The organism is Pseudomonas sp. MLB6B (assembly GCF_054508135.1).
Genome location: NZ_CP199313.1, coordinates 2,279,161 through 2,304,745, shown reverse-complemented (window position 1 = coordinate 2,304,745; position 25,585 = coordinate 2,279,161). Strand labels below are relative to the sequence as shown.

At 63.5% G+C, this 25,585-nt stretch carries 25 protein-coding genes; 7 read left to right on the top strand and 18 right to left on the bottom strand.

Features of this window, described 5'->3' with window-relative positions:
• Nucleotides 1-137: 137 nt before the first annotated feature.
• A complete protein-coding gene (locus ACSMEV_RS10125; RefSeq protein WP_459208265.1) occupies nt 138-1,076 on the top strand; it encodes a ZIP family metal transporter in 939 nt (312 codons plus the stop codon).
• A 20-nt stretch (nt 1,077-1,096) separates the two neighbouring features.
• Here ACSMEV_RS10125 and ACSMEV_RS10120 read toward each other — a convergent pair whose 3' ends face one another.
• From ACSMEV_RS10120 to ACSMEV_RS10110, 3 genes are read right to left on the bottom strand one after another with little or no spacing between them, the layout of a single operon-like run.
• The gene (locus ACSMEV_RS10120) at nt 1,097-1,618 is read right to left on the bottom strand and encodes a DUF2937 family protein (protein WP_459208264.1); all 522 of its coding nucleotides are present in this window, start codon (nt 1,616-1,618) and stop codon (nt 1,097-1,099) included.
• Nucleotides 1,609-2,403 carry a class II glutamine amidotransferase gene (locus ACSMEV_RS10115; RefSeq protein WP_459208263.1) on the bottom strand — a complete coding sequence of 265 codons (795 nt, stop codon included), beginning with the start codon at nt 2,401-2,403 and terminating at the stop codon, nt 1,609-1,611. Before ACSMEV_RS10115 ends, ACSMEV_RS10120 begins: the two co-directional genes overlap by 10 nt.
• 13 nt (nt 2,404-2,416) lie before the next feature.
• Complete coding sequence (locus ACSMEV_RS10110) at nt 2,417-2,914, bottom strand: MFS transporter (RefSeq protein ID WP_459208262.1); 498 nt, start codon at nt 2,912-2,914, stop codon at nt 2,417-2,419.
• A 135-nt stretch (nt 2,915-3,049) separates the two neighbouring features.
• On the opposite strand from ACSMEV_RS10110, the gene ACSMEV_RS10105 reads away from it, so the two are divergent.
• Nucleotides 3,050-5,086 (top strand): S9 family peptidase, encoded by a 2,037-nt coding sequence (locus tag ACSMEV_RS10105; protein WP_459208323.1) that lies wholly within the window; start codon nt 3,050-3,052, stop codon nt 5,084-5,086.
• Between the two features lie 40 nt (nt 5,087-5,126).
• On the opposite strand, the gene ACSMEV_RS10100 is transcribed toward ACSMEV_RS10105, so the two are convergent.
• On the bottom strand, nt 5,127-5,414 hold the full coding sequence (locus tag ACSMEV_RS10100; protein WP_459208261.1) for a hypothetical protein: 288 nt from the start codon (nt 5,412-5,414) through the stop codon (nt 5,127-5,129).
• Nucleotides 5,415-5,547: 133 nt separating this feature from the next.
• Here ACSMEV_RS10100 and ACSMEV_RS10095 point away from each other — a divergent pair, with 133 nt between their 5' ends.
• Entirely contained in the window at nt 5,548-5,916 is a 369-nt protein-coding gene (locus ACSMEV_RS10095; protein WP_296264470.1) for a YajD family HNH nuclease, read from the top strand.
• Nucleotides 5,917-6,008: 92 nt separating this feature from the next.
• Here ACSMEV_RS10095 and pcaF read toward each other — a convergent pair whose 3' ends face one another.
• The gene (gene pcaF / locus ACSMEV_RS10090; RefSeq protein ID WP_459208260.1) at nt 6,009-7,226 is read right to left on the bottom strand and encodes a 3-oxoadipyl-CoA thiolase; all 1,218 of its coding nucleotides are present in this window, start codon (nt 7,224-7,226) and stop codon (nt 6,009-6,011) included.
• Between the two features lie 101 nt (nt 7,227-7,327).
• Nucleotides 7,328-8,230, bottom strand: a complete 903-nt coding sequence (locus tag ACSMEV_RS10085; protein WP_459208322.1) for a LysR family transcriptional regulator — start codon at nt 8,228-8,230, stop codon at nt 7,328-7,330.
• Between the two features lie 98 nt (nt 8,231-8,328).
• Here ACSMEV_RS10085 and ACSMEV_RS10080 point away from each other — a divergent pair, with 98 nt between their 5' ends.
• Nucleotides 8,329-9,432 (top strand): AbrB family transcriptional regulator, encoded by a 1,104-nt coding sequence (locus tag ACSMEV_RS10080; RefSeq protein ID WP_459208259.1) that lies wholly within the window; start codon nt 8,329-8,331, stop codon nt 9,430-9,432.
• Between the two features lie 10 nt (nt 9,433-9,442).
• Here ACSMEV_RS10080 and ACSMEV_RS10075 read toward each other — a convergent pair whose 3' ends face one another.
• From ACSMEV_RS10075 to ACSMEV_RS10045, 7 genes are all read right to left on the bottom strand, one after another.
• A complete protein-coding gene (locus tag ACSMEV_RS10075; RefSeq protein WP_459208258.1) occupies nt 9,443-11,527 on the bottom strand; it encodes a 3-hydroxyacyl-CoA dehydrogenase NAD-binding domain-containing protein in 2,085 nt (694 codons plus the stop codon).
• A 27-nt stretch (nt 11,528-11,554) separates the two neighbouring features.
• A complete protein-coding gene (locus ACSMEV_RS10070) occupies nt 11,555-12,802 on the bottom strand; it encodes an OprD family porin (protein WP_459208257.1) in 1,248 nt (415 codons plus the stop codon).
• A 74-nt stretch (nt 12,803-12,876) separates the two neighbouring features.
• Complete coding sequence (locus ACSMEV_RS10065; RefSeq protein WP_459208256.1) at nt 12,877-13,875, bottom strand: ABC transporter substrate-binding protein; 999 nt, start codon at nt 13,873-13,875, stop codon at nt 12,877-12,879.
• A 38-nt stretch (nt 13,876-13,913) separates the two neighbouring features.
• On the bottom strand, nt 13,914-14,681 hold the full coding sequence (locus tag ACSMEV_RS10060; protein WP_459208255.1) for an ABC transporter permease: 768 nt from the start codon (nt 14,679-14,681) through the stop codon (nt 13,914-13,916).
• Between the two features lie 24 nt (nt 14,682-14,705).
• A complete protein-coding gene (locus ACSMEV_RS10055) occupies nt 14,706-15,533 on the bottom strand; it encodes an ABC transporter ATP-binding protein (protein ID WP_459208254.1) in 828 nt (275 codons plus the stop codon).
• 215 nt (nt 15,534-15,748) lie between these two features.
• On the bottom strand, nt 15,749-17,830 hold the full coding sequence (locus ACSMEV_RS10050; protein ID WP_459208253.1) for an acetate--CoA ligase family protein: 2,082 nt from the start codon (nt 17,828-17,830) through the stop codon (nt 15,749-15,751).
• Nucleotides 17,831-17,833: 3 nt separating this feature from the next.
• Complete coding sequence (locus ACSMEV_RS10045; RefSeq protein ID WP_459208252.1) at nt 17,834-18,640, bottom strand: enoyl-CoA hydratase/isomerase family protein; 807 nt, start codon at nt 18,638-18,640, stop codon at nt 17,834-17,836.
• A gap of 82 nt (nt 18,641-18,722) precedes the next feature.
• Here ACSMEV_RS10045 and ACSMEV_RS10040 point away from each other — a divergent pair, with 82 nt between their 5' ends.
• Together ACSMEV_RS10040 and ACSMEV_RS10035 are read left to right on the top strand one after the other, a co-directional pair.
• The gene (locus ACSMEV_RS10040) at nt 18,723-19,559 is read left to right on the top strand and encodes an IclR family transcriptional regulator (RefSeq protein ID WP_459208251.1); all 837 of its coding nucleotides are present in this window, start codon (nt 18,723-18,725) and stop codon (nt 19,557-19,559) included.
• 161 nt (nt 19,560-19,720) lie between these two features.
• Nucleotides 19,721-20,047 (top strand): YgaP family membrane protein, encoded by a 327-nt coding sequence (locus tag ACSMEV_RS10035; protein WP_296264473.1) that lies wholly within the window; start codon nt 19,721-19,723, stop codon nt 20,045-20,047.
• A 346-nt stretch (nt 20,048-20,393) separates the two neighbouring features.
• Here the strand turns inward: ACSMEV_RS10035 and ACSMEV_RS10030 are convergent, their stop codons facing one another.
• Nucleotides 20,394-21,590 carry a hypothetical protein gene (locus tag ACSMEV_RS10030; protein WP_459208250.1) on the bottom strand — a complete coding sequence of 399 codons (1,197 nt, stop codon included), beginning with the start codon at nt 21,588-21,590 and terminating at the stop codon, nt 20,394-20,396.
• A gap of 351 nt (nt 21,591-21,941) precedes the next feature.
• Nucleotides 21,942-22,391, bottom strand: coding sequence for a YcgN family cysteine cluster protein (locus ACSMEV_RS10025; RefSeq protein WP_459208249.1), 450 nt, complete (start codon nt 22,389-22,391; stop codon nt 21,942-21,944).
• Nucleotides 22,392-22,560: 169 nt separating this feature from the next.
• On the opposite strand from ACSMEV_RS10025, the gene ACSMEV_RS10020 reads away from it, so the two are divergent.
• Nucleotides 22,561-23,154: a nitroreductase family protein gene (locus ACSMEV_RS10020; protein WP_459208248.1), complete on the top strand. Its 594-nt coding sequence runs from the start codon at nt 22,561-22,563 to the stop codon at nt 23,152-23,154.
• A 23-nt stretch (nt 23,155-23,177) separates the two neighbouring features.
• On the opposite strand, the gene ACSMEV_RS10015 is transcribed toward ACSMEV_RS10020, so the two are convergent.
• Genes ACSMEV_RS10015 through rnd form a run of 3 tightly spaced genes read right to left on the bottom strand, consistent with a single transcriptional unit; the run spans nt 23,178 to nt 25,537 of the window.
• Entirely contained in the window at nt 23,178-24,110 is a 933-nt protein-coding gene (locus ACSMEV_RS10015; protein ID WP_459208247.1) for a D-2-hydroxyacid dehydrogenase, read from the bottom strand.
• A 3-nt stretch (nt 24,111-24,113) separates the two neighbouring features.
• On the bottom strand, nt 24,114-24,407 hold the full coding sequence (locus ACSMEV_RS10010; RefSeq protein WP_459208246.1) for a YcgL domain-containing protein: 294 nt from the start codon (nt 24,405-24,407) through the stop codon (nt 24,114-24,116).
• A complete protein-coding gene (gene rnd, locus ACSMEV_RS10005) occupies nt 24,404-25,537 on the bottom strand; it encodes a ribonuclease D (protein WP_313740561.1) in 1,134 nt (377 codons plus the stop codon). Before rnd ends, ACSMEV_RS10010 begins: the two co-directional genes overlap by 4 nt.
• Nucleotides 25,538-25,585: the final 48 nt, after the last annotated feature.

Below are 25,585 nucleotides of genomic sequence, written 5' to 3'. Positions count from 1 at the left end.
TTGAATGCGCTCGAGCTTGAAATCGGCACCGTGCCGTCCTGCGGCGTGGCGCTATGAACGCCATAGAAGGGAATCCTTGGTGAGTGGCGCGGGTCCACCCTTAGACTCGACAGACCCTTTCAGCCACGAGGTTCGCAATGCCACCAGCCGATTCTTCCGCCCCGACACCAGCCTCCATGCTCGGCATCTGGCGCCAGCAGGCGCTGAGCAGCCCGTGGCTCAGCGCGGGCCTGGGCTTGAGCCTGCTGGCGATCCTGTTCCTGCTGGGAGCCAGCATCTACAACGCGGTCAACGGCGAGCACGCCGACAACCTGCACCTGGCGGCGCTTGGGGGGCTGTCGGGCTTCGGCGCCACGGCCCTGGGGGCGGTGCTGGCGGTGGTGCTGCGCGATGTCAGCAGCCGCAACCAGGATGTGATGCTTGGATTCGCCGCCGGCATGATGCTGGCGGCCAGCTCGTTCTCGCTGATCCTGCCGGGCCTGGATGCCGCCCGCGAAATCACCGGCAAAGGTTCGCTGGCCGCTGCGGTGGTGGTGCTCGGCATGGGCCTTGGGGTGCTGTTGATGCTCGGCCTGGACCGCTTCACCCCGCACGAGCACGAAAGCACCGGTGCCCAAGGGCCGGAAACCGAGCGCATCAACCGTGTCTGGTTGTTCGTGCTGGCGATCACCTTGCACAACCTGCCTGAAGGCATGGCCATCGGCGTGAGCTTCACCAACGGCGACATGAGCGTCGGTCTGCCGCTGACCAGCGCCATCGCCATTCAGGACATCCCCGAAGGCCTGGCCGTGGCCCTGGCGCTGCGCGCCACGGGCTTGTCGAGCCTGCGCGCGGCCTTGGTGGCGATCGGTTCGGGTTTGATGGAGCCGCTAGGGTCGGTGATCGGCCTGGGCATCTCCACCGGCTTCGCCTTGGCCTACCCGATCAGCATGGGCCTGGCAGCTGGGGCGATGCTGTTCGTGGTGTCCCACGAGGTGATCCCGGAGACCCACCGCAATGGCCACCAGACCTCGGCGACGGTGGGGCTGATGGGTGGGTTCGCCGTGATGATGTTTCTGGATACGGCACTGGGTTGAGCGATAGAGGCGCCGGCCAATCAGCGCCAGCTTTCCTTGACTGGCCGACGTCGCGCACCGAGGATCGCCCAGCCCAGCAGACGCAGCAGGCTTTCCACCGCCAGGGCCAGCAGCAGCCCGGCGCCGATGCCCCAGGCGATCGCCTCGGGTACCAACAGGATCTGGTAGTTGTAGGCCCTGAGGGTTTCCTCGCGCAGCTGCTCGTCCGGCTGCACCAGCACGTGCCAGGTGCGCACCCAGACGTTGCCTTGCAGGAGCTGCCATTCGCTTTCCAGCGCCTGGTTGCGGACCAGCAGGCTCTCGATGCTGTTGGCGTCGCTGTTGAACACCGGGTCGTCGCTGCTGCGGTAATGGCGCAACAACGCTTGCAGGTCGCCGTTGAAGAAGCGCTCGGCGGTTTCCTTGAAGCCGCTCAGCGCTTCGCGCGATTCCAGCATGTGCGCCTCGACCCGCTGGCTGTAGCTGTCGATGTACCCCGGCACCTGGATGCCGGCCAGCAACGCCCCGGTGAACAGCAGCAGACGCAGATAGCTCAGGAACATACCGGCGCTTCCTCGCTGTTGCCGTGGGCGGTGCACTCGCCGTGGCGCCACAGCGCCCACTGGCCGGGTTCGTAACGGTTCCAGGTCTCGTTTTCGGTGAGGGCTTCGGTGGCGATCACGGTCACAACGTCGTTGGGTGTGGTCTCGGTGAGGAAGTCGACGATCAGGTCGACGTCCTTGAGGCGCGCCGCGCCGAACGGGGCACGGCGGGTGATGTGCACCAACTTGGTGGAGCAGAAGCAGAACAGCCAGTCGCCATTGCTCAGCAGGCAGTTGAACACGCCCTGGCTACGGTATTCGGCACAGGCCTGCACCAGCACCGGCAGCAACTCCTCGACCGCGACCGGCTCGGGGAAGGCGTCGCGCACCCGGTTGAGCAAGTCGCAGAAGGCCGCCTCGCTGTCGGTGTCGCCCACCGGCCGGTAGAAAGTTTTCTGACCCTCGAAGCCTTGCATCTGGCCATTGTGCGCGAAGCACCAGTTGCGCCCCCACAGCTCGCGCATGAACGGATGGGTGTTGGACAGGCAGACCTTGCCGACGTTGGCCTGGCGGATGTGGCCGATCACCACCTCGCTCTTGATCGGATAGCGCTGCACCAGGTTGGCGACCTCGGACTCGCTGCTCGCCGACGGGTCCTGGAACAGGCGCAAGCCGCTCCCTTCGTAGAAGCCGATGCCCCAGCCGTCGCGGTGCGGGCCGGTGCGGCCGCCGCGCTGCATCAGGCCGGTGAAGCTGAACACGATGTCGGTGGGCACGTTGGCACTCATGCCGAGCAGTTCACACATGGCGGGCTCCTGGCTAGATCCTGGGTTCGACCCGACCGCTGCCGGTTTGCACGGGCGCAGCAGGGGAACGGTCACGGTAACGGTCGTTGAGGTCGGCGGCCAGCGGCGCGGCGTCGAGTTCCTGATCTTCGATCCGGCGGCGTTCGGCGGCCGCCTCGACCTGGCGCCGGCGCTCGCGGGCGCGGTTTTCCAGCGGCCAACGGATCAGCACGAACACGGCATAGAGCACGAAGGCGAAGAGGCCGTACATGGCCAGGTCCGAGGCGGCGCGCCAGGCGTTGCCGCCGACCTTGAAGGCGATGTCCAGGGTGCTGATGGCGATGGCCGGGGCAAAGCTGTCCTTGGCCGGATCGACGATGGTCGGGCTCAGCAGCAGCACCGCCAGCAGTACCCGCAGCGGCTCGCGCAACCAGCGCCACATCCAGCCGGTGAGCTTGCAGAAGACCAGCAGGCAGCCCAGGGCGGCGAAGGCGTACAGGCCCCAGGCGAGGAGGTAGTCGTGTTCGGTCATGGTGAGGATGCAAGCCAGGGGAAAAGGTGCCTATGATAACTGCTTTTCCGGGCGCAGGCGCCCCCCACGCCCGACACCGTGCCAGCGCTGCGCCGTCGTCGCCCCAGTCAAGAGAATCCTATGTCCGCGAGCACCCTGCCGCCCTCCCCGCCCATCGCCCAGCCCCACGCCGGAGCCGACCCCTACGCCTGGCTGCAGGCCCGCGACACCCCTGAGGTGCTGGCCTACCTGGACGCCGAGAACGCCTACCAACAGGCCTTTCTAGCGCACCAAGCACCGCTGCGCGAGGCCCTGTTCGAGCAGATCAAGGGGCGTATTCTGGAAACCGACCTGTCGCTGCCCTCGCCCTGGGGTCCGTACCTGTATTACACGCGCACCACGGCAGGCGACGAGTACGCACGCCACTACCGCTGCGCGCGCCCGGCGGATGGCGGCCTGCAGGTCGATGAGCAGGCCGAGACCCTGTTGCTCGACCCCAACGCCCTGGCCGAAGGCGGGTTTCTCTCGCTGGGCGCGTTCAGCATCAGTCCCGACCATCGGCGCCTGGCCTACAGCCTGGATACCACGGGCGATGAAATCTACACGCTATATGTCAAGGACCTGGTCAGCGGCGCGGTCCAGACCCTGCCATTCGACGACTGCGACGGCAGCATAACCTGGGCCAACGACAGCCAGACGCTGTTCTTCGCCGAACTCGACGACACCCAACGACCTTGGCGCCTGCGCCGCCACACCCTCGGCCAGGCAGGCGCCGAGACCGTCTTCGAAGAGCCCGACGGCCGCTTCTTCCTGCACTGCTACCGCACCAGCTCCGAACGCCAGCTGGTGCTGCTGCTCAACAGCAAGACCACTTGCGAGGCCTGGGTGCTGGACGCCGCCACGCCGCAGGCCGACTTCGCCTGCCTGGCGCCGCGCCAGGAAGGACACGAGTATTTCCCCGACCACGGCCAGCTCGACGGGCAGTGGCAGTGGTTCATCCGCAGCAACCAGCACGGCATCAACTTCGCGCTGTTCCACGCCCCGGCCGACCAGGCGCCGCGCCACGACCAGTGGCAGTTACTGGTGCCGCACCGCGATACGGTGATGCTCGAAGACCTCAGCCTCAACGCCGGTGCCATCACCTTGAGCCTGCGCGAAGGCGGCCTGCCGATCATCGAAGTGCACCCGCAGGACCAGACGGCCTACCGTGTGCAGTTGCCCGACGCAGCGTACAGCCTCCATGTGCAGGACAGCTTGGAGTTCGCCGGCCCGCACCTGCGCCTGCGCTATGAAGCCTTGAACCGCCCGGCCCAGGTGCGCCAGCTGACCTTGGCCGATGGCGCGCAGACGGTACTCAAGCAAACGCCCGTGCTCGGCGACTTCGATGCCGACGACTACGTCAGCGAACGCCTATGGGCCACCGCCGCCGACGGCACCCAGGTGCCGATCAGCCTGGTGCGCCGACGCGCCGACCAGGGCCGGTGCGTGCCGCTGTACCTGTACGGCTACGGCGCCTACGGCGAGAGCCTCGACCCGTGGTTCTCCCATGCGCGGCTGAGCCTGCTGGAACGCGGCGTCGCCTTCGCCATCGCCCACGTGCGCGGCGGCGGCGAGCTGGGCGAGGCCTGGTACCGCGCCGGCAAGCAGGCGCACAAGCAGAACACCTTCGACGACTTCATCGCCTGCGCCGAGCACTTGATCGCGCAAGGCGTGACGGCTTCCGAGCGCCTGGCGATCAGCGGCGGCAGCGCCGGTGGCCTGCTGATCGGCGCGGTACTGAACCAGCGCCCCGAGCTGTTCCGCTGCGCCATCGCCGAAGTGCCCTTCGTCGATACGCTCAACACCATGCTCGACCCTGACCTGCCGCTGACCGTGACCGAGTACGACGAGTGGGGCAACCCCGAAGAGCCGGAGGTGTACGCACGGATCAAGGCCTATGCGCCCTACGAGAACGTGAAGGCCCAAGCCTACCCCGCGCTGCTGGTGGTGGCCGGCTACAACGACAGCCGCGTGCAGTACTGGGAGGCCGCCAAGTGGGTGGCCCGCCTGCGCACCCTCAAGACCGACGACAACCTGCTGCTGCTCAAGACCGAGATGGGTGCCGGCCATGGCGGCATGAGCGGTCGCTATCAGGCGCTGCGCGACGTGGCACTGGAATACGGCTTCGTGCTGGAAAACCTGGGCGTGGCCTAGCCCCGGCGCACGTCGAAGCTGCTGCCTGGCCTCAGGCACCTCAGCGCTTGGCCGGCAAGGTCACCGGCGGGGCTTGCGCAGGCTTGGGCAACGGCTGGTCCTTGGGCGGCCTGGGGTGCGGCATCGGCGGCAAGGATGGCCCGCCCGGCGTGCCGTCGCCGGCCTTGGGCGGGTTGCTCGGGGTGATCTGCGGATAGGGTGACGGCGTTGCAGTGCCAGGCGCGCCCGGTACCGGCACGATGACTTGCGGCTGCACTTGCGGCTGCAGCGCGGCAGCCTCGGCCGCGGTCGGGCCGGTGAGCAGCCAGAGGACAAAAATGGCGAACATGGCCACCTCCGATCAGGAAACTTCCTATAGGCTACCTGCAAGTTGCACATCGCGCCTGTCCGACCTGTGGTTGCGCAGGCTAGACTTCGCCGTACAACCGTCATTCGCCTGATCAGAACACAAAGGTAACGCCATGAGCTCGGCCTCCACCTCCGCCGCCACCGCGCGGCTCGACCGCATCCTCGCTGACGCCAAGCGCGACAAGGAAATGGGCTACCGCGACAAGGCCCTGAAGATGTACCCCCACGTGTGCGGCCGCTGCGCCCGCGAGTTCGCCGGCAAGCGCCTTTCGGAACTGACCGTGCATCACCGCGACCACAACCACGACAACAACCCGCAAGACGGCTCGAACTGGGAGCTGTTGTGCTTGTACTGCCACGACAACGAGCACTCGCGTTACACCGACCAGCAGTATTTCAGCGAAGGCTCGCTGAGTTCGCCGAAAACGGCCAAGGCGACGCACAATCCGTTCGCGGCGTTGGGCGATCTGCTGAAGAAATGATCCGGCAAGGTGTCGGTGGTAGGGTGTGCAGTCGTCCTTTCAAAGCCTGTCGGGGCAACAGCCTATGGCTGAATGCGCACGGCGGGCTGTGCTCAACGCCTGGATTCGACTCGCTCGAACGCCAAGGCTAGGCCCTGGCCCACACCGACACACAAGGTTGCCAAACCATACCGGCCTTGGATCTGCTCCAGCTGATGAACCGCTGTCAGTACCAGACGATTGCCACTCATGCCCAAGGGGTGTCCAAGGGCTATTGCGCCACCGTTGGGGTTGACCCGCTCACTGTCATCCGGCAAACCAAGCGCCCGCATGACAGCCAGCCCTTGAGCGGCGAAGGCTTCGTTAAGCTCGATGACATCGAAATCCCCAATGCTCATTTCAAGACGCTGCAGCAGTTTGCGCACCGCCGGAACGGGACCAATCCCCATGACCTCGGGCAGTACGCCGGCGCTGGCCATGCCCAGCACGCGCGCGCGTGGCTGCAGATCGAACCGGGCAACGGCTTCGGCACTGGCCAGGATCATTGCGCTCGCCCCATCATTGAGGCCCGAGGCGTTGCCCGCAGTGACGCTATGCTGCGAGCCATTTACTGGCTTGAGCTTGGCCAGCCCCGCCAAGCTGGTGTCCGGACGCGGGTGCTCGTCATGGATCACTACAGTTTCGCCCCGTTTCCCAGCGATCACGACAGGCACGATCTCTTCGGCATGAAAGCCGCGTCGCTGTGCCTCGGCGGTACGCGCCTGACTGCGTACAGCCATGGCGTCCTGGTCCTCACGTGAAATGCCGTATTGACGCGCCACGTTGTCGCCAGTCACCGGCATGCTGTCCACGCCGTAGGCGCTTTGCAGCGCTGGGTTGACGAAACGCCAACCCAGCGTGGTGTCCTCCAGTTGCTGCGCGCGCCCATAGGCGGCTTCGGCCTTGCCCAAGACGTAGGGCGCGCGCGTCATCGATTCGACGCCGGCAGCGATCGTCAACTCCATTTCGCCATTGGCGATGGCTCGAAACGCCGCACCTACCGCCTCCAGACCCGATGCGCACAAACGATTCAACGTGACTCCAGGAACGCTCGCTGGAAGCCCCGCGAGCAGCAGTGCCATGCGTGCGACATTGCGGTTGTCTTCACCAGACTGGTTGGCACACCCCATGAACACTTCATCCAGCGCACTCCAGTCGATCCCGGCGTTGCGTTCGACCAATGCCCTGAGTGGAATGGCCGCCAGATCGTCGGTTCTCACCGAAGCCAAGGCACCGTTCAAACGCCCGATAGGGGTACGCACAGCATCGCAGATGAACACGTCGCGACTCATCAAAGCTCTCCATGGTGGAATGGGCGTACCGGATTCGGTGCGCAGTCGAAGTGTCCAAAAGCTTGAGGAGACTGACAACGCTGCTGTTCCATGGATTGGAATCAGTCAGGAGAGAAAAAGCGTTGCCCGTCGCGCTTGAGCAGATCGACCATCAGACGCACTGCCGGCGCCAGATACCCTTGCGACCGCACGCTGACCGCCACGGTGCGGACCATGGTGGTCTGCGCTAGCGGCACCTCACGTAAGATGGATTGCCAGCGCCCCGAGGCGAGTGTTTCCCGGGCCAGAAAACTGAGCAATCGCGTCCGGGCGATCAGCCTGGGCAGCATGGATACCGCATTGGTCTCGATCTGCACTGCAGGGAGCGGCAACTGCCGCGAGCGGAAGGCCTCATCGAGCCACTGCCTGGACGCCACGGTCTGTGCCGGCAATACCCAGCGGTATCGGGTCAACGCGGCAATGTCCACTGGCAGGGCGAAAACGGGATGATCGGCACTGGCCACCACCACGGCCTCATCTTGCAGAATGGGAAAGGTCGACACTTGAAGATCTTCCGCGCCCAGTGGGCAGATGGCCGCATCCAGCCGCCCAGAGGTCAGCGTCTGCCTGAGCATGTCGTCCTGGCCGATGGAAAGCTTGAGCCGCAGCTCAGGCGCACGTTCGAGCAGAAAAGAGGCCAACTGCGGTAGCAAGTGCTCTGCCATGCTGGCTGAACAACCCAAGCGGATGGTGCCAAGCCGGCCATTGGCAAAGTCACGTACTTCGCGCTCGGTTTCGGCGATGTTCAGTTGCAACTGGCGGCTTCGCTGCAGCAGAAGGTCACCCACTTCGGTGAGTTTGATGCGCCGCCCTTCGCGCATGAATAACTGTGCGCCCATGGCGTGCTCGAGGCGCCTGATGCTTTTGCTTAGCGCCGGCTGACTCTTATGCAACAACTGCGCGGCCTGTCCCAGATGCCCCGTACGGGCGATGACCTCGAAATACGTCAGGTCCCTCAAATCCATCATTCATAACTCCCGGTAATCGGTTCATCAAAAACTGCCAATGGACTTGCCCACAGAGGTGACCGATTAATGACGGCATCCTGTGTGAGGAATGCTCGATGCACCGTCTGTTTCCCCGTTTGGCCTCAACGCCGCTGCAGTGGCTGATGCTCGTGCTTGCCGCCGGTATCGCAGGGCAATGGCTGCATCGCTGGCAAGTGCCAGCGGGTCTGTTCCTCGGCCCCATGCTCGCGGCCATCGCCTGCGCACTGGCCGGTATGAAAGTACGCGTGCACCGCCATGGATTCCGTTTCGGCCAGGGTTGCATCGGCTTATTGGTCGCCCATTCGATGACCTGGCCGGTCGTGCATACGCTGGTGCAGTCTTGGTACCAGATGCTCGGCGCTACCCTGTTGACCTTGACGATGAGCGTGCTGACCGGCATCGGTGCCATGCGTTTCAGTGGCCTTTCCAAAGCGACCGCCGCCTGGGGCACTGCACCTGGAGCCGCCTCGGCCATGGTGGCCATGTCGGAAGAATACGGTGCCGATGCCCGGGTAGTTGCGACCATGCAATACGTCCGGGTGGTATGCGTCGTGCTGGTCGGCGCCTGGGTCAGTCATGTCCTTGGCGCGCAGGCGCCTGTGTCCGGTGCAGCAGCCATGGGCAAGGCAGCGCACTTGTCCGACTTCGCGCTCAGTCTTGGCGTGATTGTGGTTGGCGTAGCGGCAGGCACTCGCGTGCCGGCAGGGGCTTTGTTGGTGCCGTTGCTGCTCGGGGCGGTTTTGCAGCTGTCGGGACTGTTGACCCTCGACCTGCCGGGCTGGGTCTTCGGCCTGGGTTACGGTCTGATCGGCTGCTACATCGGGTTGCGCTTCGACCGTGGTACGGTGGCCTATGTATCGCGTCAGATGCCGGCCATGCTCCTGAGTGCCTCTCTTTTGATCACGCTGTGCGCAGGCTGCGCCTGGTGCCTGGCCAAAGCCCTGGACATCGATTTCCTCTCGATGTATCTGGCGACCAGCCCGGGCGGCTTGGACGCCATGGCGATCCTGGCCGTGGAAACCCATGCCGATACCGGGTTCGTCCTGGCCACGCAAACGCTGCGTCTGTTTTGCGTGGTATTGGTGAGTGTGCTCATGGCCCGGTATCTCCCCCATGCTGCATTGTCTGCAAAAAAAACGGGGCGGTCGAAGTCGTGGTCATCGACCGCCCCAAAGTGAGACAAGGCGCTCAGCGTTGGCTGAGCGGCGTGCCTGCGCTGGCGCGGGTCTGCAACCGTTGCGCCACTTGCATTTCCCGCTCCGGATGAAGCGATGCCCAGCGTTGCAGCGCCTGCGCAATCGGTTGCAAACCTATCTGGTCGGCGTAGTACAGCAGGCCGCCGCGATAGCGAGGGAAGCCGTAGCCATGGATCCATATCAGATCAATGTCGTTGGGGCTGTCGACGATGCCCTGGTCCAGCAGATGCGCCGCTTCGTTGATCATCGCGAACAGACAACGCTGCAAAATCTCCTCATCGTCGATCGTTCGGGGCTGCATGCCACGGGACTGCCGATGCTCGACCAGCAGCTTGGCCACGAACGGGTCAGCCATGCTTTTGCGTTGCCCTTCGTCGTAACGGTAGTACCCCGCGCCGCTCTTCTGTCCGAGGCGACCGGCTTCGTACAATTGCTCGATCAGGTTGCACTCGCGCTCGGCCTGTCCCAGACGCTCGCCACGACCCTTGCGGTTGAACCAGGCGATATCGACGCCTGCCAAGTCGCGCAGCTCGAAGACACCCAGTGGAAAGCCAAAGTCGCGCATGACCCGATCGACATCCTCTGGGGCCGCACCTTCTTCGAGCAGGAAGGCCGCTTCGCGCTCGCGAACAGCGAGCAGGCGGTTGCCCACGAAACCGTAGCAATTGCCGACCGCTACGGCGGTCTTGCCCAAGCGGCCACCCAGTTCCAGCACCGTGGCCAGTACGTCCGGTCGCAGTGCGGGGGTTCTCACCACTTCAAGCAGTTTCATGACGTGCGCTGGACTGAAAAAGTGCATGCCGATGACGTCACCAGGACGTTCGGTGACCGCAGCAATGGCCTCGATATCTAAGTAGGAGGTATTGGTCGCCAGGATGGCGCCGGCCTTGGCAAACCGGTCCAGTTGACGGAACACGGCCTGCTTGACGCTCATGTCCTCGAACACCGCTTCGATGATCAGGTCGGCCTGTGAGACAGCCTGCAACTCGTCGGCGTATTGGATCAGACCGGCATGGGTGGCCGCCCGCTGTATGCTCAAGCGAGCTTTGTCCACCGCACTGGCGTAATAGCGCTCGACGGTTGTACGACCGCGCGTCAAGGCGGCAGTCTGGGTGTCGATCAAAAGTGTCTGGATGCCGGCGTTGGCCAGACAGATCGCGATACCGCTGCCCATGGTGCCGGCACCGATCACCGCCACCTGCACCACGGGCCGCACCGGCGCTTGACGCGCCAATGCACGACGACGCGACGCCAGATCGCGCTCGGCAAAGAACACATGGCGCAGCGCACGGGCTTGCGCACTGTGTCGACGGGCTACGAACAGCTCGCGCTCGCAGGCCATGCCTTGCTCGAAAGGCAACTTGCATGCCGCTTGCAGCGCTTGCCATGCCAATGCGGGCGCTTGCTGCCCAGGCATCTTGCCCAGGCTCGCCTGAGCACGCAATTCCAGTGCGGCAGCGTCGAAAGCCTGCGGCGCCAGCTCCGCAGTCCGGCGTAAGGGCTGGCCCACCGTTTCAGCCGCCAGTTGCAATGCGCAGGCTCTGACCGACACCTGGCTCAAGCGATCCAGCAGACCAATTTCCAAAGCGCGTGCAGCATCGATGATTTGACTGCCAAGCACCATGTCGAGCGCAACATCCATCGCGCAAAGCCGCGGTAGACGCTGGGTCCCGCCAGCGCCCGGGATCAGACCGAGGCTGACTTCCGGCAGACCGAAGCGGGTATCGGGTGCGGCGAGCCGGACATGGCAAGCCATGGCGAGTTCCAGCCCTCCTCCCAATACCGAACCATGCATTGCAGCGATGACCGGCTTGGTCGAGCGCTCGATGGCGTTCAGCACATCGGGCAGGTGCGGAGGCTGCAAAGGGAGATCGAACTCGCTGAGATCGGCCCCGGCAATGAAGGTGCGGCCCTCGCCCAGGATGACGATGGCGGCCAAGCGAGGATCGAGCTGCGCCTGCTGCAGGCAAGCCAGCAACTGCTCGCGCACCTCGCGCGACAGGGCGTTTACCGGTGGGTTGTTGAGGCTGATAAGGCCGACATTGCCCTCGCATTGAAGCGTTACCAGAGCCTGCATGATTGCTCTCCTGCTAAAGATCGTGGGTCACAGAAGCGACAGTGGATAGCTGACGATGACCCTTACATCGTTGGCATCGCGACTGAAGTCCGAACGGTAGGTGGCGCTGCGCAAACGCATGTTCAGCCCTTTGGCCGACCCGCTTTGCACGATGTACTGCAGCTCGACGTCCAGTTCACGCTCGCGTCCTGACTCGGCGCCGGGCACCTCGGCCTGGCCACCGCGCAGATAACGCGCCATGAACGTCAGACCGGGCATACCCAGGGTGGCGAGGTCGAAGTCGTACTTGGCCTGCCAGGAACGCTCGTTCTTTTCGGCGAAGTCGCCGACTTGGACGAAGTTCACCAGGTACGGGTCGGTGCCCGCCACGTAGGGAAAAGCCGAGTCGCCGAACATGCGCTGGTAACCGAGGCCGAAGGCATGCCCTGCGCGTTTGAACGAGCCCATCAAGCTGAGCGCACGGTTGTCGATCGCCCCGCCACGGGCCTGACCTTGCTCATCGCTATCGAACAGACGGATATCGCTGGTAAACGTGCCCCAGTCACCTCTGCGGCGGTCGGTGAGCCCGTAGAAGCGTTGCGTGTAGAGGTCCTCCAGTACGGCGTACTGAGCCAGCAGGTCAGTCGCGGCACCGGCATGGTAGACGACACCTGCGACGTTGAAGTCGCCGCCATCGAGCGGGCCGCCGAAGCGACGGTTCTTGTTGTTCAGGGCCAGGCCTGTGGAACCCGACTGATCGCGGTAGACCGTCTGCCGGATGTTGGCGCCAGTGAGCTCGAACGCTTTCCACTCGTTGACCAGCACCTGTGTGCCTTCGAACGTCTGCGGCAGCAAACGCCCATTATTGGAAGCCAGGGTCGGCCACTTGGGCAACAAGGTACCTACCCGCAACTCGCTTTCGGAGACCTTGAGTTTCAAGGTGCCGCCGGCCTTCGAATAGGTATCGGGTACGCCACCGTCTTCCTGGACCGGCAGCAGGCCAGTACCTGAACGTCCGCGTCCGGAGTCGAGCTTGATCCCGAGCATGGCGATCGCGTCGAACCCCACCCCGATCAGGCCGGGCGTGTAGCCGGATTCGTAACGCAAGATGAAGCCTTGCGCCCATTCCTCGCGCTTGGATTGGCCGTCGCCTTCGCGAAAGTCGCGGTTCATGTAGAAGTTACGCAGCTCCAGCGAGGCTTTGCTGTCCTCGAGAAACCCCTGGGCACCCGTCAAGGGCAGATAAAAGGCGATACCGAGCCCTGCCGCATAAAGCGACGTGTTCTTATCGATCATCACAGTTCACCGGGAAGCGACCGCGCGAAGGCTTTACGCAACCTGCACGCTGGTAGGACAGAGAGGTAGGCGTCTTAGCGCACTTGGGTCAAGTAGTCACCGGCCTTGCCCGGAATGGATTCCTTTTGAATCTCGCCCAGGAACTTGATGGCGCGCTCTACTTCCTCTTCCGTCAAATAAGGCGTTTTCGGGAACGATTTGCGGTTGTTCTTCCAGGCGGCGGCGTAGACTTCGTCGTTGACACCCTCGAAACGGCTGCGTACGGCCTTCATGGCTTCGTCTGGCTTGTCGCCGATGAGCTGGGTCGCATCGCCCAGGGCCGCCAGGAACGCTTTGACCGTTTCCGGATGCTCTTTGGCCCACTGACCGCGCGCACTAAGGGCGATCGAGGGATAGCCGTCGAGCTCTGGCACCATGCCTTCGGACATGTCCAACAGCGTGAAGCCCTTGTGGTCGATGACGGCGCTGTCCGATGCCGGCGACGACAACGCGAAGCCGTCGATTCTATGCTGCGCGAACGCTGCCAGCATCGCAGCACCATTGTTGAGGTACAGCAGGGTGAAGTCCTTTTCCGGGTTCAGCTTGGCTTCCTGGCCGAGGAAGCGCACCAGAAAGTCGGCACTGCCACCCGCTCCGCTCACCGCCAAGCGCAGCCCCTTGAAGGCGGCCAAGCGCTGCTCCACGCTAGATGATTCGGACAGGCCAAGGCGCGTGGCGACATCCTTGTGAATCACCACGTTGCTGGCGTATTGCCCCACCAGGCGTCCGAGCAACGTGATATCTGCGCCTTTGACCTTGGCATTGATGGCGTTCTGGATCGCGCACGAGCAGAACTCGACCGAACGGCTGGCCAGGCCCGAAGCCGCTGCACCGCCACCCTTGAACTTGATCAATTCGACGTCCAACCCGTGCTTCTTGAAAAGGCCTCCGTCCAGCGCCACGAACAACGGCATGTGCACGAACCCTTCCGTGCCCAGAGCGACCTTGACGCTTTCGGCCGCTTGCGCATACAGGCTGGTGGCACTCAACGCGACGCTCAATCCCAGGGCAGAGAGCAAACCTTTGATGGACATGGTGAAAACCTCTTTCTTGTTGTTGTAAGGGATGAGAATCAAACGGACAGTTCGCGCTCTTCCTGATCCTTTTTCCAAGGCATCAGGTAGGTTTCGAGCCTGCGCACGGCGGCTTGCAGAATCAGCGCCAGGGCGATGATCGCGATCAGCGCGGCGAATACGCCGGCCGTGTCGAGTTGTCCGGCGGCGTCCTGCAGCAGGTAGCCCAGGCCACGATTGGCCGCCATGATTTCGCCAACGATCGCGCCGATCAGGGCATAGGGCACCGACATCTTGAGACCGGTGAACACCCACTGGATGGCCGAAGGCAAGACCACCTTGCTGATCAGGTGATGCTCCTTGGCACCCATCAAGCGCAGAATCTCGAGTTGCTCGCGCTCGACGGCGCGCACGCCGCTGTAGGTATTGAGGAAGACCAGGAAGAACACGATGGTCGCGGTGAGGATGATCTTCATCTCGATGCCAATACCGAACCACATGATGAACAGCGGGGCCAAGGCGACTTTCGGCAGGCTGTAGATCGACACCAGAATCGGGTCGAGCAACTTGGCCAGCAACGCGTTGCGCCCCAGGAGCAAGCCCACGGATATCCCGGCGAGCGCGCCGAAGAAGAAACCGACCAAGGTCTCGACGACCGTGATCCAGCCATGCGAGAACAGACGTCCGCTGGCCACCAGATCGATGAAGCGACCGCCGATCTCGACCGGCGAGCTAACGAAGAATGGGTCGACCAGCGGCCCGGAAGCGAACTGCCAGGACAGGAAGATGACGGCGAAAATGGCCACACGACCGAGGAATATATTCATGCTCGTAATGCTCCGGAAAAGGCTCTAAGCGTCGTGGGAGGGCGTGATGAATTCCCACAGGTCGCCGCACAGCTCGTGATAACGCGGGTCTTTGCGCAACTGGAGGATGTTGCGTTCGTCGCCCAGCGGAATGGCGACATCACGCACAATGGTGCCGGGCCGTCCTGAGAAGATCAGGCAGCGGTCGCCGAGCGCCACGGCTTCGTCAAGGTCGTGGGTAACGAACAGCACGGTTTTCTTGAGCTGGCGGCTGAGCTTGAAGAGCTCGGTCTGCATGCGCATGCGCAGTTGGGCATCGAGCGCCGCGAAGGGCTCGTCCATCAGTAGGGTTTCAGGATCGTAGGCCAGCAGACGGGCAAGGGCCGCACGTTTGCGCATGCCGCCGGACAATTGACTGGGGTAGGCCTTTTCGTGCCCTTCCAGACCGACCTGGCGAATCAGCTCCTGAATACGCGCCTGGCGCTTGGCCTTGGGTACGCCCTGGATTTCCAGCGGGATGGCGATATTGCCGGTCACGTCACGCCACGGCAGCAAATGGTCGCTTTGTGTCATGTAGCCTGTGCGGCCATTGATGCCTCTGACGACTTCCCCGCGGTAAAGCACTTCGCCAGTGGTCGGCGCGAACAGGCCGGCGACCATGTTGAGCAGCGTGGACTTGCCACAACCGGATGGGCCGATGATGGTCACCACCTGGCCTTGCTGAATGTCGACGTCGATACTGTGGGACGCCTGCTTGGCTACGCCTTTCACAATGAAAGACTTGGAAACGCCCTTGAACGAAATGACGGTCGGCGCAGCGCTTTTGGCAGTGGCAGACTCGACAGCAGTGGCACTTTTCAGGACAGCGTTCATGGCATCACTCCCGGCACGAAGGTGACGCTTAGCCCACCGTGAGTGAGCATCGCGACTGAGGAAATCGATAGGGCGTGGCGCCATGAGGCGTCAGAGCTGAGCATGTTCATAGCGACCTACTTATTTTTATGAGTCAGAAATGAAGCGTTCTTTGATTATGCAAAACCAGTCAGGAGGGTCAAAGTGGCTGTTCCATAGGATGGAACAGCCTGAAGTCAGCCTATGACCGTCAGACCGTCGAGAGCAATCACGCCTTTACCCTCGGGGCGTACCAACAGCGGATTGATCTCGGCTTCCAAGAGGCGTTCGCCCAATTGCATAGCCATGTCGGAGAAGGCGGCGATGCAACGTGCAGCCGCATCGATGTCCGCTCTGGGCATGCCGCGGAAGCCATCGAGCAAGGCAAAGGTCTTGAGTTCACTCAGCATCTCGCGCGCCTGCGCTTCGCTGACCGGCAGCAGGCGCAGGGTGGTGTCCTGGAACAGTTCCGCGGTAACGCCGCCCATGCCCAGCAGCAGCGCAGGCCCGAGCTGAGGATCGCGCAACAGGCCCAGGATCAGCTCCTGGCCACCGCCGACCATTTCTTGCACCAGAAACGTCTGCGGGGTGAAGCCGACATGTTTCCCTACCTCGTCGCGCATCTGCTCCAGCCGCGCACCGATATCCTGCGCCGACAGACGCAACGCCACACCGCCGACTTCGCTCTTATGGACGATGCGCTCCGACAGCACCTTGAGCACCACCTGCCCGCCTAATTGGGTGGCTGCCTGGACGGCTCGTTCGGCGGTTTCGACCACCTGCTCTCGTGTGACGGGAATGCCGAAGCTTGCATACAGACGCTTGCTCCGCGACTCGTCGAGCAGCCCGCTGGGGAGCGTTTCAAGCGCGTCATTGAATGCCGCTGGCAGAGTGGCCGACACGTCCGGATCGCTCATCTGCCCATATAGCATCAGGGCTTTGAGCGCGCTGGCGCAGCTTTCCGGGGCATTGAAGGCCACACCGCCAGAACCGTTGATGCGCTGTGCGGCCACGGGGGCATGCGGACTGATGTAGGCCAATACGGGCTTGTCCGAGTGCGTCAGGCTGTCGCGAATGGCATCGGCCATCAAGTGCGGCTGGGCGACGCCCGAGGACCCTACTACGCTGACCACTGCGTCATAATCGTCGCTTTCCAGCAAGATGCCGATGGCCTTGCGCATCAATTCAGGTTGCAGGCCAGCCAGCGTCAAATCGATGGGGTTGCGGTCCAGTACCGCCTGGTCTCCGATGTCTAGATTGCGCAGCGCTTGCGCAGTCTGCGCGCCTGGCGCAGGCGTTTCGAAACCGCTCACGCCCAGATTGTCGGCGATCAGCGTGCCGGCCCCACCCGTCGAAGTCAGGATGGCTACGCGTCGGCCTTTCATGCAACGGCCGCTGGCCAGAGCGAAAGGAATATCCAGCAGGTCGGCAAAGGTGTCTGCACGGATTACACCCAGTTGCCGGAAGTAAGCCGAATACAAGTCGTCGGAACCTGCCATCGCACCGGTGTGCGAGTTCGCTGCATGGGCACCGGCTTCGGAGCGCCCGACCTTGTACACCACTATCGGTTTTCCGGCGGCACGTGCCTTGCGTGCGGCGCGGCTGAATTTTTCGCTGTCGCGCAGGCCTTCGAGATAGAGGGCGATGACCGAAGTCGCCGGATCGCCGGCCAAGTGATCGACGAAGTCCGCCACGTCCAGATCCACCTCGTTGCTGGTGGAAATCAGTTTAGAAAAACCGATTCCGGCGGCCACGCCACGCGACAGCAAGGCGCCCAGGATACCGCCGCTCTGGGACACTACGGCCACGCGCCCGGCGAGCAACTGGTCCATGTCCAACGCGCCGCTGGCAGAAAGCGTGACGCGGTCGGTGAGGTTGACCAAGCCAATGGTATTGGGCCCCAAAATGCGCATCGAGCCGCGAGCAGCCTTGAGTTCCTCTTGGCGCAAGGCGCCACTGGCGCCCGTTTCGCCGTAGCCGCCAGCCAATACGATGGCGGCAGGGCAACCCTGCGCCGCCAGCTCGGCGACCGCCTGATTGGCGCGCTCGGGGCCCAACAGGATGATGGCCACATCGGGCACTTCCGGTAGGGCGGCGATCGACGGGTAGCACTGCAGACCATCGATTTCTTCATAGCGTGGATTCACGGGGTAGAGCCGACCTGCGAAACCGTGCTTGCGCAGGAAGGCGATAGGACGCCCAGCGGTTTTACGGGCATCGCCCGAGGCGCCGATAACGGCGACACTGGCCGGGCCGAGGAGACGTGCGATCGAGTCCATGGTTCAGCTCCGCTCGGCTTTGCGGGCAAGGAAAGCCGCTACCGATGCCTGATGTTCGCTAGAGGTGTAGCAAATGCCCTGGGCCTGGCTGCCCATGGCGGAAATCTGGTTCTGGGTCAGCTCGAAGGTGCTGTTGAGGATCGACTTGCTCAGCGCCAGCGCGGTCGCCGAACCTGCGGACAGTTGCTCGGCCCAGTCCTGAGCTGCCGGTAGCAGATCGCCAGGCGCGGCGATCCGGTCGATCATACCGATGCGCTGAGCCTCTTCCGGCGCCACGGTACGGCCGCTGAAGATCAGTTCCTTGGCTTTGCTCAGACCTACGCGCCGCGGCAGGAAGTACAGGCCGCCGCCATCCGGGATCAGTCCACGGGCGATGTAGCTCATGGCGAAAGAAGCGTTTTGCGAAGCGATGATGAAGTCACAGCTCAAGGCCATGTCGCAGCCAAGACCTGTCGCTGCACCATTGACCGCAGCGATGGTCGGTTTGGGCAGGTTATGTAGCAAGGACACCGCATGGTGGACGCGCTGCTGACGCTTCCAGCCGTTGAATGCCACCGAGCCGGCGGGTGCATTCATACGCGCCTGCATGCCTTTGATATCGCCGCCTGCACAGAAACCTTTGCCAGTTCCGGTGACGATCAGCGCCTTGATATCGTTGTCGGCGGTGACTTGCTCGAGATAATCGATCAAGAGCGAGCGCATTTCATCGCTGATGGCGTTGCGCGCTTCTGGACGGTTCAGTGTCAACGTTGCAATGCCTTGCTGAACGGTCAGGCCGATTGGAGCCGACGATGCCGAGGAAGTTGTCATGCGGTGCCTCTCTTATTATTCGATTGATTGATCGCTGGGCGATGGGCCAAGCTTGATTTCAATCTGAGGGAGAGAGGATTCCATGACAACGCGGCCATTCCACCTGCTGGAACAGGATGACTCCGGTTGTTCCTTTCCGAACGTGCCCGGCCAGGGTAAAGCCCCGCTCAATCGTTCCCTTGAGCGCGGGCTGGATCTGCTGAGAGCGTTCAGGCCCGGCACCGAGCATCTCACCAATGGCGACCTGAGCGAAATTGCCGGCCTGTCCAAGTCCACCGTCAGTCGACTCACCCAGACTCTGGTCCGTGCAGGCTTCGTCGAGTACGACTCCATGTGCGGCGGCTACCGCCTGGCGCCTTCGGTGCTGGGAATGGCGCATGCCATGTACCACGGCAGTCTGCTGCTACAGGTCGCAACGCCTTTGATGGCCCAAGTGGCGCGTGAGCATCAGGTGAATGTCGGGCTGGCTGCAGCCGATGGCGATGAAATGATCTACCTGGAATCGATCCGGTTCGGTCAACGCAAGTCACCCCGCAATGTGCTCACCGGCCAACGTTTGCCAATGGACGTGACGTCCTTGGGCAGAGCGTATCTGTCGATTCTGGAAGACGCGCAGAGACAACCGCTGCTGGAACTGTTCACCTCCCGGCGCTGTGAGTCTCGGGCCAATCAGTTGCTGCTCGATATCGAGACCGCCATGGTGACCATGCGTACCCATGGCTATTGCATCGCTTCGTGGCAACCCGAAGTCATGGCGGTCGCCACGGCCCTCAGGGACAGGGTATATAGGACGACCGTATTGAACATTAGCCTCTCGACGATGCAAAACGTCGAAGAAATCGCTGAGTGCTATGCGCCAGTGTTGTTGCAATTGGCGGAGTCGATCCGCACTTCGCTCGAGGCACGAAGGGCCGGTTGAAACGGAGTCGGGTCCATGACAGGGCTCATAGGCAAGGAGCCACAGGACCTACAGGTATGCTTCGACGGCCCTGTTCGCACACCACCCAGCACATCGGCTGAACGCTCGCGCCTCCGTCACGGTCAGCTTCTTTACCCCCTTTCAGGTTCAGGAGATTTCCCATGAGCGACAACCATTCGAACGAGAAGAACGTCAAAGGCATCGAGCGCTTCGCTTCGCTGGCAGGCGGTGTGGTGATGATCGGCCGCGGCCTGAGCAAAGGCGGCTTCGTCGGCCTGGTGCATGTGGCCGTAGGCGGTCTGGCCTTGGCACGTGGCGTGAAAGGCCATTGCGCGGCCAAGAGCTTCTTCGAAGAGCACCGTTCCGAGTACGATCGCCTGCGTTCGGGCCTGGAACACGACAGCGCCGAGCTGGTGAAGCTCAAGGCCAGTGCCGATGCCGCCACGCGTGGCGTGAGCGTGACGGGTAAAGACCCAATCACGGGCTAAGCGTCTGCGATGAACGATCAGGGGCGCGATGAGCGCCCCGATTTGTTTGTGTGCGAAAAAAGCCTGTGATGGTCGGGCTACAACGTCACATGGATGGATTCTGTGGTTGCAGGACTAGGGCCGCTTTGCGGCCCATCGCGGCTGAAGCCGCTCCCACACACCACTCTCCATATAAACGGCTCCAACCGCGATGGACGTTAACACCGCCCTCTATGGGAGCGGCTTCAGCCGCGATGGGTGGCGAAGCCTCTTCATTCCAGACGCCGCCTCATGCCAAACACTAAAGCAGGCACTTGCGCAGTCGTGCCGCACATCGCCGCGAATCCGCCTGTCGGACCAGCTGCCTTTACAAGCGCAGCAATTTCGTTCTCAACACCTCCGATTCCTTACCCAACACACTTTCGCTCAACTGCACGAACGCTTCGGTATCCACACCGGGCAAGCGCATCAAGGCGCGCGTCACATCATCGAGCGAGCGCTTATCCTGGGTATGGATGCGGATTTCCATGTCCAATGCCTGCAACAGCAGCACGCCACGGGCGACCTGTGCGGGCGATGCTTGCACAGTGCGCAGCGTGCTTACCCCCTCGGCCTGTTTTTGCCGGCGCGCGTGCAGCGCACGGTCGCGGTCGTCGCTCAGGCCACCGGCCCGGCGCAGCAGTTCGCTGGCGTAGTACTCGGTCAAACTCCGGCCCAGCCAATCGCTGCGCTCGCGGCCACGCACTTGCGCGAACACCTGCACCAACTCGCGCAACAAGGGGCTGGTGCCGCTGTCGTTGATCAGCGCTTGATCGCTGTGCAGAAAGATCGATTGATGAGTGCTTTGCGCGCCCCGCTCCAGTCCATCGCGGGCGCCGACCACCAGCAACTTGCCGGGCGTACGCGGGAAAATCGCTTGCAGGTGCGGCCAAACGAAGGTCAGCAGGGTCAGGGTGTCCATCCGGCGCATGCCCTGCCCCTGTGGCGCGGCGACGGTGACTTCGGTCTCGCCCAGGCGCGTGCGGCGGCTGCCGAGGTTGCCTGCCAGCATCCATCCGGTGGGGCGGTCGAACAGCCGAGACACATCGTCGATCCGAAACTTGCGCTTGCCGATACGCGGCCAGGCGGTCTCGATGCTCTTCCAGCCCTGCGGCAGAGCCACGTTCAGGCGTGCCACCAGCTCGGTGCCGTCCTGCTGGTCCAGCCGCGCCGGCGGCACCAACTGATCGCCGCGAAACAGCGCCCAGTACGAGGTGACGTGGCTTTGCCCGGGCTGCGTCAGGCGCACGCGATAGTCAAGTTGGCTCTTGCCGGGCACAGGACGCCAGATACCGCGCCCCTCCTGACGCGACCATTGGCCGTCTGCCTTGAAGTCGCTGTAGGTGTCGCCCTGCCCGAGGTCGAAGTCCAGGCTGCGCACGGCGCTGCCTTCGGCGAGGCGTATCTGAACTTCGGCCTGACCGGTGTGCGGCAGCAAACGCACGTGGTAGTCGAGGTCGACCTTCTTGGCGAAGGCGCAGGGGCTCAGTACGAGCAACAACGACAGCAGCAAGCGACCAGCCATGCGGACATTCCTTGGGCGGTGTACGAAAAGGTCTGCGTGAAGGTAAGACACTGCGAGCAAGTGATCGGTGCAAACACCCATCCCCCGTGCAATGCCCGGTCAAGCCTGCGTCGTTCGTAAACTGCTCAGCCGATGCGAAAGATCGACTGCACTTTCCCGTCGCCTCCGGTCACCGTCTGCTCACTGGACACGCGCCTGGTCTGAAAAATCCAATGCGGCTTGTGTCGGCCGCTGTCCTCTCAACCGGCCCTGAAAGATCAAGTGGTCTTCCCAGCCGATTGCGTCGATAGCCTACCCGCTGAGCAGGCGCTGGCCTGGAAACCTGATGAAGCTTTACCGGTCGCCGGGCGCTCAGCCGGCGCGAAAGATCAAATGGTCTTCCCAATCGTCTTCATCCACCGCCTGCTCGCTGAGCATGCGCCCGGCCTGTGAGATGCGCTGCTCGTGCACCTGGCTGCGGTCGCCGCACACCAGCGGGTGCCAGGCGGGCAGGTCCTGGCCTTCGCTGACCAGCCGATAACCGCAGGTGGTCGGCAACCATTTGAACTGGTCGGCCTTGCCCGGCGTGAGCTGGATGCAATCGGGCACGGCCTTGAAGCGGCCGGGGTAGTCGCTGCACTGGCAGGTGTTCAGATCGAGCAGTTTGCAGGCAATGCGCGTGTAGTAGATGCCGCCATCGTCTTCGTCTTCGAGCTTCTGCAAACAGCACAGGCCGCAGCCGTCGCACAGCGACTCCCATTCGCTGGGGCTCAATTGTTCGAGAGTCTTGCGCCGCCAGAAGGGCGCACTTTCAGCGTTCATGGCTCAGAAATTCCCGCAGTGGTTCCAGGCCGCCGAGCGCGGCGGCGCCAGTCTAGAGCGCGGCCCGGCGCATTGCCAGACCGCTTGTCAGCGGCGCTGCCAGGCGCTAGCGTGCAAACGTTCACCCAGGCCGATCTTTCCAGGCTCGAACCCGCCCAAAGGACCCATCATGACCGACACTCCCCGCAGCGCCGACTACCCCATCGACGAGCAATTCATCCAGCGCTGGTCGCCGCGCGCCTTCGACCCGCAACCGATCGCCGAAGAGACGCTGCTGAGCTTTCTCGAAGCCGCGCGCTGGGCGCCCTCGGCCTACAACTCGCAGCCCTGGCGCTTCCTCTACGCCCGCCGCGACACGCCGAACTGGGAACGCTTCCTGGATCTGCTGGTGCCGTTCAACCGCAGCTGGGCGCAGCAGGCGTCGGCCCTCGTGGTCGTCCTGTCCAAGACCACCTTCACCGCCCCTGGCGCCAGCGAAGAAGGCCCGGCGCTGTGGCACACCTTCGACACCGGCGCCGCCTGGGCGCACCTGGCCTTGCAGGCGAGCCTCAACGGCTGGCACACCCATGGCATGGCCGGCTTCGATCAGGACCGTACCCGTGAAGCGCTGAAAATCCCCGAGGGTTACGACATCCATGCCTTCGTCGCCATCGGCAAGCAGGGCGACAAGGCGAGCCTGCCCGAGCAACTGCAGGCCCGCGAAGTCCCTAGCGCGCGCCTGCCGCTGAGCGCCCTGGCGGCAGACGGCGACTTCACGCTGTAAAGCGTCCGGCAACTGCCGGGCGATCAGTAGCCGCGCTGGAAATCCACTTCGCCACGCAGCGGCTGCCTTGCCTGGTAGGCCTGCACATTCTCGAGAAACAGCCCGACCATTGCCGCCGGCGAGGTCGGTGCCGAGCTGTGGCCGGTCAGCGTGAGCCGCGGTGCGGTCCAAAACGGGTGGGTGGCGGGCAACGGCTCCTGACGGCAGACGTCGATTACCGCACCGGCCAGATGGCCCTGCTCCAGGGCCCGTACCAGATCGTCATCGACCACCGCCACGCCGCGTCCGGCGTTGAGCAGCAGCGCGCCGGGCTTGAAGCGGCGCAGCAGCGCGGCATCGTAGAGGTCGTGGGTGGCCGGGGTGTCGGGCAACAGGTTGATCACGTAGTCGGCCTGCGCCACCAGGCGCGGCAGCGCGTCCAAACCGGCGACTTCCAAGAACGGCGCTTGTTGGCGCGCCGTACTGGCCACGCCGCGCACGTGCATGGCGAAGCTGGCCAGGTACTCGGCGACGCGCTGGCCGATGTCGCCACAGCCAACGATGAGCACCTCGCGCCCCGCCAGGCTGCCGCCTGGGCGCGCATCCCACTGCCGCTGCGCCTGGCTGCACAGGCGCGATTGCACCTGCCGTTCGTGGTTGAGCAGGTAGGTGAGCATGTACTCAGCCATGACCTGACCGAAGATGCCGACCGCGCGCGTAAGACGGTAGTGACGTGGTAGATCGGTCGAGAGCAAAGGCGTGATGCCCGCCCAGGTCGATTGCAGCCAGCGCGGCACTTGGCCGTGGCGCAGCAGCTCGGCCAGCAGGTCGGGCTCGCCCAGCCAGATCGAAGCCTTGTCGGCTAAGCCTTGCAACTCGTCGACATCGGCGCTGGCCAGCAGCCGCAAGTGCGGAGCGTGCTCGGCCAGCAGACGGGCATAGCACGCGTGATCCTGCTCGGCGATCAGTACGTGCATGGCCTAGACCGGGTCGTTGCGGCGCAGCAGTTCTTCGGGCAAGTGTTCGATGTATTCGTCTTCGGCGGGCGGCATTTGCAGGTGGTAGCCCTGCTGTTCCAGATTTTCCAGCACTTTGGCGATGTCCTCGCGGGCCAGCGTGCGCTCGGGCGTCAACACCAGGTCGAAGGCATGCACCGGGGTGCCGAAGGCCGGCAACAGCCCTACGGGCACGCGCTCCAGGCCGTCGGCCTTGAGCACGTAAAGGTACATTTCGTTCTTGCGTGGGCTCTTGTAGATAGAGCAGATGCGTTTCATGCCGGTTCTCCGCTGCCCGCCAGGTCGTCGAGCAGGGCTTGGCCCAGACGCTCGCGGCGCCAACCGCGCAACGACTCGGGCAATTGATAGGGGCCGTTGGGGTAGCCGCTCTTGAGCAGCGCTTCCAGGGTTTTCTTGCGCAGCATCAGCTCGGGCGCGATGCCCAGCCGCTCGCCTTCGGCCTGGCCGATGGCGCGCAGGCGCTTGAGCACGCCCGAGGCTTCGATGGGCAAGGGTTCGGGTTGCGCAGGCGGCCATTGCTCGGGCGGCAGGCTGGCGGCCTGCTTGAGCAGCGCCAGCAGCGTTTCGCCGTCCTGGCGCAGGGTGCGCGGGTGAATGTCATCGATCTTGGCCAGGGCCGTCAGGGACGTCGGCTGGCTCTTGGCCATGGGCCACAGCGACTGCTCGCGCAGGATGCGGCTGCGCGGCACGTCGCGGGCACGGGCCTCGCGCTCGCGCCAGGCGCACAGTTCGCGCAACACCGCCAGTTGCTGGCAGGACAGCTTCCAGGCCAGCTTGACATCGCGGTACAGCGTCTGCGGCGACACCTCGCGGCGCATCTGCGCCACCAGCTCGGCACCGTCTTCCAGAACCCAGGCGTACTTGTCGTCCGACAGCCGCGGGCGCAGCGCGGCGAACAGCTCGGCCAGGTGCACGGCGTCTTCGGCGGCGTAGCTGATTTGCGTGTCGGACAATGGCCGCTGCAACCAGTCCGAACGCGTCTCGCCCTTGGGCAGGTCTAGCCCAAGCACGTCCTGCACCAGGCGCGAATAGCCCATGGAGAAGCCGATGTTCAGATAGCCGGCGGCCAACTGCGTGTCGAACAGCGGCTGCGGCAGTTTACCGGTCAGGCGCAACAACACTTCGAGGTCTTCGCTGCACGCATGCAGCACCTTGACCACGGCACTGTCTTCGAGCAGTTCGCCCAGCGGTGCCCAGTCGCGGATCAGCAAGGGATCGATGAGAAAGGCCCGCTGACCGTCACCGATCTGAATCAGGCCCGCCTTGGGGTAGAAGGTGTCGACCCGCATGAACTCGGTGTCGACGGCCACGAAGGGCAATTCGTGCCAGTGCCGGCAGTGCTCGGCCAGGGTCTGGTCGTCACGGATCCAGTGTATTTCTATGGCCACGAGGCTCTCCACAAAGGCTCTGCTACAAACATTGGCGCGCAGTATATA